This window comes from Undibacterium sp. Di27W, from assembly GCF_049340345.1.
Taxonomy (GTDB): Bacteria; Pseudomonadota; Gammaproteobacteria; order Burkholderiales; family Burkholderiaceae_D; genus Undibacterium.
Window position 1 is genome coordinate 180426 of sequence record NZ_JBMPOS010000010.1, and the last position, 12065, is coordinate 192490.

13 protein-coding genes are annotated in these 12065 nt (G+C 49.1%); 5 read left to right on the forward strand and 8 right to left on the reverse strand.

Annotation, left to right across the window (positions count from 1 at the left end; all coding sequences use genetic code 11):
* Window positions 1–47 precede the first annotated feature (47 nt).
* Entirely contained in the window at window positions 48–986 is a 939-nt protein-coding gene (locus ACO0LF_RS20175) for a LysR substrate-binding domain-containing protein (RefSeq protein WP_423017251.1), read from the forward strand.
* A 9-nt stretch (window positions 987–995) separates the two neighbouring features.
* On the opposite strand, the gene ACO0LF_RS20180 is transcribed toward ACO0LF_RS20175, so the two are convergent.
* The 7 genes from ACO0LF_RS20180 to ACO0LF_RS20210 all read right to left on the reverse strand — a co-directional run bounded on the left by ACO0LF_RS20180 (window position 996) and on the right by ACO0LF_RS20210 (window position 5777).
* Window positions 996–1616 (reverse strand): 2-hydroxychromene-2-carboxylate isomerase, encoded by a 621-nt coding sequence (locus tag ACO0LF_RS20180; RefSeq protein ID WP_423017253.1) that lies wholly within the window; start codon window positions 1614–1616, stop codon window positions 996–998.
* Between the two features lie 13 nt (window positions 1617–1629).
* Window positions 1630–2511 carry a CmcJ/NvfI family oxidoreductase gene (locus tag ACO0LF_RS20185; protein ID WP_423017255.1) on the reverse strand — a complete coding sequence of 294 codons (882 nt, stop codon included), beginning with the start codon at window positions 2509–2511 and terminating at the stop codon, window positions 1630–1632.
* A gap of 154 nt (window positions 2512–2665) precedes the next feature.
* The gene (locus ACO0LF_RS20190; protein WP_423017257.1) at window positions 2666–3259 is read right to left on the reverse strand and encodes a DUF4291 domain-containing protein; all 594 of its coding nucleotides are present in this window, start codon (window positions 3257–3259) and stop codon (window positions 2666–2668) included.
* A 2-nt stretch (window positions 3260–3261) separates the two neighbouring features.
* Complete coding sequence (locus tag ACO0LF_RS20195; RefSeq protein WP_423017259.1) at window positions 3262–3816, reverse strand: NADAR family protein; 555 nt, start codon at window positions 3814–3816, stop codon at window positions 3262–3264.
* On the reverse strand, window positions 3813–4358 hold the full coding sequence (locus ACO0LF_RS20200) for a protein-tyrosine phosphatase family protein (protein WP_423017261.1): 546 nt from the start codon (window positions 4356–4358) through the stop codon (window positions 3813–3815). Before ACO0LF_RS20200 ends, ACO0LF_RS20195 begins: the two co-directional genes overlap by 4 nt.
* Window positions 4345–4899, reverse strand: a complete 555-nt coding sequence (locus tag ACO0LF_RS20205) for an RNA 2'-phosphotransferase (protein ID WP_423017263.1) — start codon at window positions 4897–4899, stop codon at window positions 4345–4347. The genes ACO0LF_RS20200 and ACO0LF_RS20205 overlap by 14 nt, the downstream gene beginning before the upstream one ends.
* A gap of 11 nt (window positions 4900–4910) precedes the next feature.
* Complete coding sequence (locus ACO0LF_RS20210) at window positions 4911–5777, reverse strand: TIGR02452 family protein (protein WP_423017265.1); 867 nt, start codon at window positions 5775–5777, stop codon at window positions 4911–4913.
* Window positions 5778–6224: 447 nt separating this feature from the next.
* Here ACO0LF_RS20210 and ACO0LF_RS20215 point away from each other — a divergent pair, with 447 nt between their 5' ends.
* The 4 genes from ACO0LF_RS20215 to ACO0LF_RS20230 all read left to right on the forward strand — a co-directional run bounded on the left by ACO0LF_RS20215 (window position 6225) and on the right by ACO0LF_RS20230 (window position 11169).
* Complete coding sequence (locus ACO0LF_RS20215) at window positions 6225–7088, forward strand: cysteine hydrolase (RefSeq protein ID WP_423017267.1); 864 nt, start codon at window positions 6225–6227, stop codon at window positions 7086–7088.
* A gap of 93 nt (window positions 7089–7181) precedes the next feature.
* Window positions 7182–8372, forward strand: a complete 1191-nt coding sequence (gene pncB, locus ACO0LF_RS20220; RefSeq protein WP_423017269.1) for a nicotinate phosphoribosyltransferase — start codon at window positions 7182–7184, stop codon at window positions 8370–8372.
* A gap of 26 nt (window positions 8373–8398) precedes the next feature.
* Complete coding sequence (locus ACO0LF_RS20225; RefSeq protein ID WP_423017271.1) at window positions 8399–10102, forward strand: NAD+ synthase; 1704 nt, start codon at window positions 8399–8401, stop codon at window positions 10100–10102.
* Between the two features lie 32 nt (window positions 10103–10134).
* Window positions 10135–11169, forward strand: a complete 1035-nt coding sequence (locus tag ACO0LF_RS20230; RefSeq protein WP_423017273.1) for a bifunctional nicotinamide-nucleotide adenylyltransferase/Nudix hydroxylase — start codon at window positions 10135–10137, stop codon at window positions 11167–11169.
* 36 nt (window positions 11170–11205) lie between these two features.
* On the opposite strand, the gene ACO0LF_RS20235 is transcribed toward ACO0LF_RS20230, so the two are convergent.
* Window positions 11206–12027, reverse strand: coding sequence for an NAD-dependent epimerase/dehydratase family protein (locus tag ACO0LF_RS20235; protein ID WP_423017275.1), 822 nt, complete (start codon window positions 12025–12027; stop codon window positions 11206–11208).
* Between the last annotated feature and the right edge of the window lie 38 nt (window positions 12028–12065).

Below are 12065 nucleotides of genomic sequence, written 5' to 3' on the forward strand. Positions count from 1 at the left end.
GATATACTGCAATTAAATCCTTATTTAATTCACGACTGACATGCACGATGGGAAAGTCACTATCACTTTCCAGACTGGCTTTCCTTGACCAGCTCAGGGGCTTTGTTGCAGTAGGCCGCCACATGAGCATCACACTGGCGGCGGATGAGTTATGCCTGAGTCAGTCTGCGGTCAGCCGCCAGATACAGGCATTGGAACAGCAGCTAGGCATAGCCTTGCTGGTACGCGGCTATCGCAGTATTGCTTTCACCGCAGAAGGTGAACGCCTGTTCCGCAGCGCTGACGCTGCCTTGCAGCAGTTGCAGGATATTGCCGGTGATATTCTTGCACAATCGCAGGCCAAACCAGCCAGGCCAGTCACCATCAGTGCCAGCATAGGCTTGACTGGCTTGTGGTTATTGCCCAGGTTGAATGCATTTCAAAAACTGCACCCATCTATTGATGTGCGCATTTCAGCCAATAATAAAATCATAGACCAGAATAAGGATGGCATAGACCTGGCGCTACGCTATACCAATGCCAAGTCCGTGCCTGCAGATGCGATACGTCTGTTCGATGAAACTATTGTTCCCGTGGCGCATCCCTCGCTGGGCATGAAATACAAAAAGAATGGCAAGCTGGCATTGCAATCGCCGCTGCTGGAATTTGAAGAATCAAAAAAAGACTGGCTATCCTGGCATGACTGGCTCAGCAAAGAGGATATGCAGGCAGCCAGGGCACGCGGCATTCTGCATTTCAATCAATATGACCAATTGATACAGGCAGCAGTTGCTGGCCAGGGCATAGCGCTGGGACGGCTGGAATTGATACAGGACTTCATCGCCGATGGCAGGTTGATGGCACTGACACCCGGCAAGAGCCAGGGTGAACATGGCTTTGCATACTGGCTGCTGGTTGCGGATGCCGGACTCAGTGTGGATGCACTGCAAGTCAAAGACTGGTTACTCAGCGAGGCCAGCAAGACCAGGGCTCAGGCATCAGGATGAGTCAATAAGTCATTGCAACAGCTCATTGCAAAAACGCAGTGCATCATCGAGCCTGTCATTGCCCCAGAACATCTGCTCAGCTACAAAGAAAGTTGGTGCGCCAAAGATACCCTTGCTCATGGCCAGCACAGTTTGCGTGCGCAGCTTCAGTTTGTTGTCATCGCTGAGCGCCTGCGCAATGATTTCTGCAGCAGGCAAGCCCATATCATTTAATACTTTAGTCACTACTTCTTTGTTATCAATATCGCGATCATGTGCAAAATTCATTTGCATGATGCGACGGCAATATTCTGCCATCCAGCTTTGTTCTGCAGCCAACACCGCGACTCTTAATGGCAAGATGGCGGAACGCGGAAAATTGCCAGGTTTTTTCCACGGCAGGCCATACTTGCGACATTGCCTTTCCATATCCAGCCAGACATAGTCGCCCTTGGATTTTTGCAATACAAAGGGTGAAGTGCTCCAGCCAAAAGCCTTGAAGATGGGGCCAAGCAAGAACGGCTGCCAGCGTACCCTGACACCCGCTTTAGCCGCATCCTGCTCTATGCGCATGACACTCAGGTAACTGTAGTTGCTGCCAAACTCAAACCAGAAATCAATAACAGGCATGGTGGTAATAGAAGTATCCATCTTGATCTCCTTTTTAAAATACCACCAGGCAGCGCAGCTCTATGCTTTCTCTTGGTGGCGCATCAGCCGGTGCATGTGGATGATCAAATGCAGCATGCGGTGTAAAGCGCGAGACGGCACTGAACTGGCTATCGTACTGTTTGAAAATCAGTGCCTCATGTGGCTGCATTTCAGGGAAGTAAGACCAGCGATGCCTGGGTGAAAACCTGGACAGATAAATTTCTCCTGTGCGATGAGGATATTTGACATCGCAAGCCAGTAAATGCGACTGCCGGACAGTACGCGCATCACACACTGCCAGTGGCGTATCCAGCACGGTATGATGGGTAGGGCGCCAGATATTGATGATGCAATAGCGCCGTATCTGGGCCATTACTTCCATGTTCCTTATCACCAGGCCCAGACGCTTTTGCCCGGATTGCTCGGTGTAGTCATTATGTATGCGACCATTGGCTGCTGCCAGACCATTCTCGCCACGCTTGCCAAAGGATAAAGTGGTTTGCCTGGGTTCACGCCGCCTGACGAGGTGATCAAAAACATAGGCCTGTCTGCCACCGGTGACTGCCAGCGCCAGTTCACGCGCTTCCTGATAATAATCAGACCTGATCTCTTCATGATCCATGAAGTTTCTAACTGAGGTAGGCGCATCCCACAATTCAAAGCCCTCACGCTCCAGCGCGGGTTCTTGTTCAGCCTGGCGTGCGTCATGTATCGCTACTTCACGCAAATCGTAAGTGGCGTTTTCCCAGGGTATGCCTGGCGGTGGTTCAAAGGTATAACTGACAGGTCGCTGTTCGCCAGGTAAAACATAGCTCATGGGAGCCAGCACATAGCTGCTGCCCTGCATAGCGATTGCCAGTGAGAATTCGCGTTGATGCTCAGTAAACACATCCATATTGCCTCCGGCCATATTGCGACGAAGTCACGCTTACGGATGGTAAGTGCAGGGCTGTCGTCTATGGATATTTAATCGGATGCTGAGATGGTATTCAAACGATATTTTTGCATAATTCGCATGCGCAGCGCGCATGCGAAAGGTGTCTGGCGTATTAAATACAGGAGCGATATATGGATTCGCTGGGTGTCAATAATTGCTCTTGCTGATCTGCATGTGGATACTGTTGTAGTACAAACGGGGTGACATCCATAATTTCAAGGATTTCTCCTTTTCCATAACGGGCAAGCATTTCGCCACGCAAACCTAATTGCAAGGCACGCCGTGAAACGCAGTTGCCAGCAGGGTCATGATCGGGGTCCCATTGCAAACGCACGTCTGAGGTTTCTATTGACTGCTTCCATGCTTCTTGTGTGAGAAATTCTGAGGTTGCAAAAGATGATGGAATAGCCTGCGCTAAAATTTCATCAAAAAAGCTGCGCCGGATGCGTATAGCCAGTACACGTTCTTGCCCAGGTTTTTGCGCCCAGCCAGAGCGAAACATCATCCATAAAAAATTTGGCTTGATCCAGCTCATACGCGTATAGCTGAATGCTCCACCAAAATATTGGTGCTTAACTGCAAAGTCGGCGATGGCATCAGAATATGCCTGATAGACGATAATGCTATCCTCATCAAATTGCGCCATGATGTGTTTGCCATTGTCTGGCCATTGCTCTATTTGTTTTTTATAAGCTTCAAATTTCATTTTTAATATTTATGTTCAGCGCATAGTCTGCGCCTGACTTCCATCAGCGCAAAGCCCAGCAGATTCAATCCTTGCCAGAGCTGCGGCTTATCACTGTCGGGATGATCTTGCGCCAGACCTATGCCCCAGATTCTGTCCAGCGGGCTGGCTTCGACGATGATCTTGTCTGCAGTGCTAAGCAGGTACTGTTTTAGTTTTTGGTTTTGTGAAAATTTCGCATAATTGCCATTGACCACAATCTGGTAGCGATGTGCTATCCATGCTGACTCATCATAATTTTTCACTTTCCTGCCCAGGCGCTTTACCAAGTCAGGATTGCTGGTTGCCAGTATTTCTTTGAGCACGATAGTGTCATCAAATAGCCTGGCCTTGCCAGCCATCATATAATGTTCCGCCGTGGGGTAAGTGATGCCAGCTATCTGAAACGGCGCAACAAACCATTGGCTGAAGCAGGCTTTATCTGGCTGCAAACCGCGTTGCTTGTGGCCCCAGAAATGCAGGTAGTCAAACTGCCTTCCCTCGCTCACCTGCTGCAATAATTCTTCCAGCGTATTCATGTTTTTCCTAAGCTATCTGCAGGCCAGGCTAATACCCAGGCATGCTGTTCTGTGGTTTGTGGCGTCTCTGGCCAGTAGCGCTTCTTATCCATCTGTTGCCATAATTGCGCCAGTTCCTGCAAGCCTGCTTTTGTGTCCTGATGCTGTTCTGCCAGATAGCAGCCTATGACAGTGCCGGTACGGCCTATGCCGCCAAAACAATGCACATACACGATATGCTGCTTTGCCAGCGCTTCACGTAATGAGCACAAGATATCCTGCATAAGCTTTGTTGAAGACGGGGTACTGCGATCCCTAATGGCAAAGCGATGATGCTGGACTTGCATACCTCGTTCAGCAGCCAGCTTATTTAGCAAAGCTGCATAGGGATGCAATTCATCCTGCTCTGTCAGGTCGATGAAATAATCGACGCCACAGTCAAGATATTGTTTTAGCTTGATAGCCGCAGTTTCATCATCCAAGGCTCCAGGATATTCACCCGCGAGTAACTGTCCTGGCCTTACCAAGTAAGTATTATAATGTGGTCGTTTACTTGTCATCATGCATCCTGATCAAATATTTAGCTGGCACATTGTCACATAGCCATACACCATTCGCCGATACAAAAAACTGGAAGCCATCCGCATGCATTTGCTGCGCCATGACTTGCAAGATCACTGGTGCACCATGCCTTGCACCGACAGTACGTGCAGTTGCTATGGTAGTCGACAAATGCACATGATGACGCGATCCTGGGCGCAGCCCTTCTTTCATGATGGATGCAATGAAACGGCTGGCTGTACCATGATACAAAACATCAGGCGGCACGGTCACAGGCAAGGCCAGATCGACCTTGACTGAATGCCCCTGATTGGCACGGATACGCAAACCATCTTCACTGATGGCGAAGCGCTGCTTGTCAGAAGTGCGTACTGCCTCATGCAAGTCGTCCAATTTGAAACGCTTGCCATGCTTGGCGGCCTGGCTCATCAAGTTATTTATTTCTGTCCAGCCTTGTTCATCCAGTTTGATGCCTATGGAGTCAGGCTGGTGACGCAATACATAGCTGAGGAATTTGCTGAAATTTTTATCTTTATTATTCATTTTTTTATTGTTTATTGCTTGTTTTTATTATTTTTAAATGTTGTTTCGAAAGCCTGAAAGCTTCCAGTGTTTTTCTTGTCCAGCACAGCAAATACTATCTTCTTGAATGCGCCGTGGAAAATTGATCCCTGTGACAAGGCTTGCAAGAAGTAGTTAGCAACATCTTTGGGATCATTGCCGAATACTCCACAGCCCCAGGCACCCAGTACCAGATGCTGGTGCCCATGCTGAAGCGCTAGCGCCAATACAAGATGGACTCTGTTCATCATTATGCTGGCCGCTTCACTGACACGGTCTGGTTCATTCTTTTTCAATGCGCCAAGATTGACCGCAGGTGCAGTGATGAAGGATGCACTATAGAAATTATCCAGCAGGGCATAATCATCATCCCTGAACACGGGAACGTCTGGCGAATAAATCATGTCATCGCTATAGAGGCAAGATTGCGAAGCACGGTTCTTCTCATACATGGCAGTCATCTGTGCAATGCAGGGATATAGGCCTGAAGATTTTGCCAGGTTTTCTTCCTGCGCTTCCGAACCACCCAGGAAGCCGCCACCAGGATTTTTTGCCGAAGCAAAATTCAGACAAAGAGGACGCGCGTCATCTTCTGATGCCAGGCGTCTGGCTGCTGTCAAACAGCTTTCATTGCTGACGTTGATCGCAGTGTCGAATTTTTTATTAGCCGAAAGTGAAAGCAAGATTTCCTTTAAGTCTTCCGGCAAATAATGAACAGATGCATTTTGCGCTGCTGTCAAACATTCTTGTATGCTGACTTGATCGCCGTGCTGATTCATGTAGTTGCCACGCTCTAGTATTGTTAGAGTTTCCTGTGCAATATCAGCCCTTTGTTTTCTATTGATGACTGTAGTTTTCATTATTTTTCTCTATCTTATTGTTGTACGCAAGGTTAACTTTATCCTGCATAATCGAACTATAAACTAAGTTAGTTATTTAAATCAACTAAGATAGTTTCATAAATTAACTAAGATGATGGTCTTGTTGTTTTCTTGCAAGGATACGAGAAAATGAATCGCAAGAACTCTTGTGTTATCAGCGCGGAAATTAAATGCAGCGGGTGATGGGTGCAGTAGCAGGCTATCAGTCTTCGAATTTGCAACGAATTGTAATTGCCGAGCTGAGAAGTCGGAGTGAAGGGGGAGCCAAGGATTTATGCTAAGTTATTGAAAATAAATAACTTATTTTTGGATTTAACACATGTTGTCTGGCTCGCTGACAGATAAAGCAAGATATACTTTAACTTAGTTGCAAAAAATAACTAAGTGACCTAGAATAGAATCAGCTTCAAAAGAAAAGGAAATATCATGAAACGTAATTTGCAAGTCCTCATTATTGATCCGCAAAATGATTTCTGTGATTTGCCGCCCGCTTATCTGGCACGAGATGTACATACTGCTGAGGCATTGTCGCCAGCCCTGCCTGTGCCTGGTGCCCATGCTGATATGTTGCGCGTGGCTGAGCTGATCAATAAGGGTGCAGATGGCATCAGCGGTATCAGCATCACCCTGGATGCGCATCATCGCTATGATATCGCTCATCCTACTTTCTGGAAGACAGGGGCGGGTGCGGCAGTGATCCCTTTCACCAGCATATCTGCAGCGGCAGTGCGAGCAGGTGAATATCAGCCGCGCCAGCCTGAGGCTTTGCCACGTGCCCTGGCTTATCTGGATGCGCTGGAAGCAGAAGGGCGTTATCAACTCATGATATGGCCAGTTCATTGCGAAATTGGCTCGTGGGGGCAAAATGTGCATGCCGATGTGCGTGCAGCCTATAATGCCTGGGAAGAAAAACGGCTGGGTGTCGTCAACAAGATCAACAAGGGTTCCAACCCCTGGACTGAGCATTATTCAGCCGTGAAGGCAGAAGTGCCAGATGACAGTGACCCGGATACACAATTGAACCAGCAATTGATTACAGAACTGAGTAAGGCTGACCGCGTGTATATTACTGGTGAAGCAGGCAGCCATTGCGTCAAGGCGACTACTGAGCATCTGGTAGAAAATTTTGCCGCGACCGATTTACACAAACTGGTATTGGTGACTGATTGCATGAGTGCAGTCACTGGCTTTGATGCGCAGTTTGAAGACTTTGTGCGCGACATGGCTGCCAGGGGTGTGCAGATTGCAAAAATGGCAGATGTCTTGCCTGAGTTGCTGGCGAATGTGTAGAGGCTGCAAAAAGATAAATGTGTAGGGCGCACCCGACTTGCTGGCCAAGCTTCATCTTGCAGCAGTCTTTAAGTGATACTGGAAAAGAAAAATATGAAACCCGTAGTTCAAAGTTTGCTGGAAACCGACTTATACAAATTCACCATGTGGCAGGCTCTGCTACATAGTCATCCAAATGCCCAGACTGAATATGCTTTCGTTTGCCGCAATACCACGGCTTATCCACTGGCAGAATTGAAGGCTGATGTAGAGCGTGAAATCGATCACTTATGCGCGTTGAACTTTACTGAAGATGAGCTCGATTATCTGCGCTCCCTGCGCTTTATCAAAAGTGACTTCACTGACTTTTTAACTGTCTTTCATTTTCAGCGTAAATTCATCAAGATCAGCACCGATGGCGATCATTTGCAGATCGTGGCAATTGGGCCGCAAGTGCATGTCATGGGTTTTGAAATTTTTGTGCTGCATATCGTCAATGAATTATATTTCCGTCGTTTGCAAACGGCAGATACCCTGGATGAAGGCAGGCGCAGGCTGGCGACCAAGATAGAGCAAATCCGTGAATTTGGAAAAGAAGCGCCAAAAGCGCATCCTTTTGAATTCTTTGACTTTGGTTTGCGCAGGCGGTTTTCTGGTGAATGGCATGATGAAGTGGTTGCTACCCTGGCGCGTGAAGTGCCACAATTCTTCAAAGGGACATCGAATGTCTATCTGGCCAGGAAACACAAGCTGGTGCCTATAGGGACGATGGCCCATGAATATCTGCAGTCTTATCAATCCTTTGGTGTGCGCCTGCGTGATTTCCAGAAAGCGGCGCTGGAAGACTGGGTGCAGGAATACCGTGGTGATCTGGGAACTGCTTTGACTGATGTGGTCGGCATGGATGCCTTCCTGTCTGACTTTGACCTCTACTTTGCCAAGTTATTTGATGGCTTGCGTCATGATTCTGGCGACCCGGTCATCTGGGGCGAGAAGGCTTTAGCACATTATGCCAAGCTGCGCATAGATGCGCACACGAAACGCCTGGTGTTTTCTGATGGACTGGACATGGCAACGGCATTCAGCCTGTACCGCCATTTTGCTGACCGCACCATGACCGGCTTTGGCATAGGCACCAATCTGACGAATGATACTGGCATCAAGGCTTTGAATATCGTTATGAAACTCAAGTCCTGCAATGGCCAGCCAGTTGCCAAATTATCTGACTCTGCAGGCAAGACCTTGTGTACCGATGAAACCTTTCTCGCCTATATGCGCCAGGTTTTTAATCATCCGCTCATGTAAACCAAGTTGAACTCAGGACTTTCATCATGTTGAAACTGGCAGTTGCGCAATTAAATTATATGGTGGGTGATTTTGTTGGCAATTGTGCCGCCATCATCAGTCATATGCAAAAAGCTGCGGCGGAAAATGCCGATGTCGCGGTATTCAGCGAACTCTGTGTCTGTGGCTATTACCCCGGCGATTTGCTCGAGGACAGCGCTTTCCTGACCAAGGCAGAACAGGCCCTGGCCAATATCATGCAGGCTTCCAGGGATTACCCTAATCTCGTCAGTGTGATAGGGACCGTGCGTCCAAACAAGGGCCAGGGCAAGGCTTTGCATAATGCCTTGCTGGCGATACGCAATGGCGAGATCGTTGCTGAATACTATAAGCAATTGTTGCCCACTTATGGCATCTTCGATGAGCGCCGTCATTTTGAGCCCGGCAAGGAAGTTGCCAGCACACTCGATGTGGCCGGATACAAGCTGGGCTTCATGGTGTGTGAAGATGGCTGGAATGATGAAGAACATGATTATCAGGTCAATCCCTTCAATGCCCTGACTGCGGCGAAAGTGGATCTGATCATCAGCATCAATGCCAGTCCTTCGGATATAGGCAAGCGCCAGCAAAGACATGCGATGTTTGCCAAAGCCACAGCGCACCATCAACTACCCCTGCTGTATGTGAATCAGGTCGGTGGGCAAGACCAACTGGTGTTTGATGGTGCTTCCTTTGCGGTCACGCCTGATCATGGCGTGATGTTTGAAGCGGCGCGCTTTGAAGAAGATTTTCAGCTACTGGGATTTGCAAATAAGCAGTTCTCCGCAATGGATGGCGCTGATCTGGCCAGGCCTGATAGCACAGGTTTGACTGTGCCGGAATTCACCCGTCGCCAGATTGTATTAGGTCTGCAAGACTATGCGCGTCGTTGCGGCTTCAAGCAAGTCGTGGTCGGTTCTTCTGGCGGTATCGATTCGGCATTGACGATTGCCCTGGCCGTGCAGGCACTGGGGGCAGAAAACGTCATTGCCATCACCATGCCATCGGCGTATTCAAGCACAGGTTCTGTCTCTGACTCGGTCAAGCTATGCGACAACCTGCAAGTCAAACTGCATACGCATCCCATACTGAGTCTGGTAGAGCAATATGCCAAAGGCTTTGAAATGGCATTTGCCTCCCCCTTGCGTGGCCTGACGCAAGAGAATTTACAGGCACGCATACGCGGCACCATACTCATGGAATACTCGAATGCCTTTGGCGCACTTTTGCTGACGACAGGTAACAAGAGTGAAATATCGGTGGGCTACTGTACCCTGTATGGCGACACCAATGGTGGCCTGGGTTTGATAGGTGATTTGTATAAGACAGAAGTCTATGCCTTGTCGCAACATGTCAACAGCATAGCCGGGCGTGAAATCATCCCGCAAGATGTGCTGACCAAGCCACCATCAGCCGAGCTGGCACCAGACCAGCTTGATACTGACAGCCTGCCACCGTATGATGAGCTTGATGAAATGCTGAAATGGCATATAGAAGGCAAGCGTCTGCCTGCACATGAATTTGCTAAAGCCCAGGCATTTGTAGAACAATTGCAAAAGACTGAAGCTGGTCAGAAAAGCCTGAGCCGCATTATAGGCATGGTAGCGCGCAATGAATACAAGCGTCGCCAGGCACCACCCATCATCCGAGTGCGTGCCCGTGCATTTGGTAGTGGACGGCAGATGCCGATTGCGGCAAAGTACAGCAATTAAGATTAATCACAGTATTTTTTATGAAGTCATCCATGCAAATCGACGTTGCAGTACTGATAGGACGCTTTCAACCTTTTCATAATGGCCATGCCACGCTCTTGCAACTGGCACTGGAAACCGCCGAAGAAGTGGTCATCATACTGGGTTCTTCTTTCCATGCGCGCAGTACCAAGAACCCTTTCACCTGGCAAGAACGGGCAGACATGATCAATGCTACTCTGTCGCCGACTGACCGCGACAGGGTTTCGTATAACGCCGTGCGTGATTACTACGATGATGCGCGCTGGGCGACTGCCGTGCGTGGCAAAGTAGAAAGACACTTCCCGTATGCAAAGCGGATAGCCCTGATAGGTCATTTCAAGGATGCCTCCAGTTATTACCTGAACCGTTTCCCGCAATGGCAATTGGTGGCGGCTGAACAACTGCTGGCGATCGATGCCACTGTCATACGCCGGGTATTGTTTGAAGCCGAAGACATGCGTGTCTCGCTCGATGTGATCGCCCATTACCTGCCACTGAGCATACGACAATATCTGAAGGCATGGAGTATCTTGCCGCACTACGCCGTGCTGGTGAAAGAACATGCACAATTGCTGGCCTATCATGAGTCATGGAAGCCAGCACCCTATGCACCGATGTTCGTGACCCTGGATGCCGTGGTCAAGGCAGCAGGCCATATCTTACTGGTGCAACGCGGTGGTTTTCCGGGCAAAGGCTTGTGGGCCTTGCCGGGTGGCTTTCTCGACCAGAATGAACGTTTGTTCCAGGGGGCGATACGCGAATTGTTTGAAGAAACCAATCTGGCCGTGCTGGCATCGACTCTTGAGCATTCACTGGTCGATGTGAAGGTGTTTGACCACCCTGGCCGCAGCCTGCGTGGCCGTACGATTACGCATGCCCATTTCTTTGATTTGCAGACCGAACACCTGCCTGACATACGCGCTGCCGATGATGCAGCACAGGCAGCCTGGGTCAGCATAGAAAAACTCGAAGGCATGGAAGAAATGTTCTTCGATGATCATTTCCATATCCTCGATCAATTCCTCAATTTGACTGAGGGTGAATAAGACCAGATAGGCAGGCCTGAGCCTGCCCCTTCTGTTTTATTTGTATTGCGGGCCGGTCAACAAGAAACCCCCACCCTGATAGATGGTCGTGATGTCATCCTTCTCAGGATATTCGCCGCTGTCCGGGAATAAATGGGAAAAAGCCGTAGAGCTATCTTTTGCTTGAAAGCCCAGATGAGCAGCCTTTTTATTGTCCCACCATTTACCCGGATTGTCGGATACCCCAAAACTGATGGTATGGCCTACGCGCGGTGCAAAGACCGAGCAGCGCAACAACTCAAACAAATCGTCATAGCTGAAATAAGTCACCATCATGCGGCGCGTCGTTGGCACCGGGAAGGATGAGCCTATGCGTATGCATACCGTCTCTATTCCAAAACGGTCATAGTAATAACGCGACAGTGATTCACCAAAACATTTGCTGATGCCATACATGCCGTCAGGGCGGGTGGGCATGTCGGCATCAATGTAATCGGTAGTGCGGTAGTAGCCGACTGCGTGATTGGAGCTGGCAAAGATGACGCGCTTCACATTATGTTTGTGCACGGCTTCGTAGATATTGTAAGTACCCTGGATATTGGCATGCATGATGGCTTCAAAACTGGCTTCGGTAGAAATGCCACCAAAATGCAGCACCACATCCACGCCCTCCATCAGTGCCAGCACGGCAGCTTTATCGGCCAGATCACATTGCACGATTTCTTCGCCTTCACCTGCGGCTCCAAGGTCGGCGATGTCGCTGAGACGGATGATATTGGCCCATGCCTTGATGCGTTCACGCAAGACCTTGCCCAGGCCACCGGCAGCGCCGGTCAGCAAGATACGATTAAAAGGTTTTTCTGTGATGGTGCTATTCATGAGGCTCTCTCTTTGCTATTGAATTCTTGGGCTGCATA

Coding starts and splice junctions, on each gene's coding strand:
- ACO0LF_RS20195 (WP_423017259.1), bottom strand. CDS start 3,816: ATGAATACGCTGGAAGAATTATTGCAGCAGGTGAGCGAGGGAAGGCAG.
- ACO0LF_RS20185 (WP_423017255.1), bottom strand. CDS start 2,511: ATGGATGTGTTTACTGAGCATCAACGCGAATTCTCACTGGCAATCGCT.
- ACO0LF_RS20205 (WP_423017263.1), bottom strand. CDS start 4,899: ATGAATAATAAAGATAAAAATTTCAGCAAATTCCTCAGCTATGTATTG.
- pncB (WP_423017269.1), top strand. CDS start 7,182: ATGAAACCCGTAGTTCAAAGTTTGCTGGAAACCGACTTATACAAATTC.
- ACO0LF_RS20235 (WP_423017275.1), bottom strand. CDS start 12,027: ATGAATAGCACCATCACAGAAAAACCTTTTAATCGTATCTTGCTGACC.
- ACO0LF_RS20180 (WP_423017253.1), bottom strand. CDS start 1,616: ATGGATACTTCTATTACCACCATGCCTGTTATTGATTTCTGGTTTGAG.
- ACO0LF_RS20175 (WP_423017251.1), top strand. CDS start 48: ATGGGAAAGTCACTATCACTTTCCAGACTGGCTTTCCTTGACCAGCTC.
- ACO0LF_RS20210 (WP_423017265.1), bottom strand. CDS start 5,777: ATGAAAACTACAGTCATCAATAGAAAACAAAGGGCTGATATTGCACAG.
- ACO0LF_RS20215 (WP_423017267.1), top strand. CDS start 6,225: ATGAAACGTAATTTGCAAGTCCTCATTATTGATCCGCAAAATGATTTC.
- ACO0LF_RS20200 (WP_423017261.1), bottom strand. CDS start 4,358: ATGATGACAAGTAAACGACCACATTATAATACTTACTTGGTAAGGCCA.
- ACO0LF_RS20225 (WP_423017271.1), top strand. CDS start 8,399: ATGTTGAAACTGGCAGTTGCGCAATTAAATTATATGGTGGGTGATTTT.
- ACO0LF_RS20230 (WP_423017273.1), top strand. CDS start 10,135: ATGCAAATCGACGTTGCAGTACTGATAGGACGCTTTCAACCTTTTCAT.
- ACO0LF_RS20190 (WP_423017257.1), bottom strand. CDS start 3,259: ATGAAATTTGAAGCTTATAAAAAACAAATAGAGCAATGGCCAGACAAT.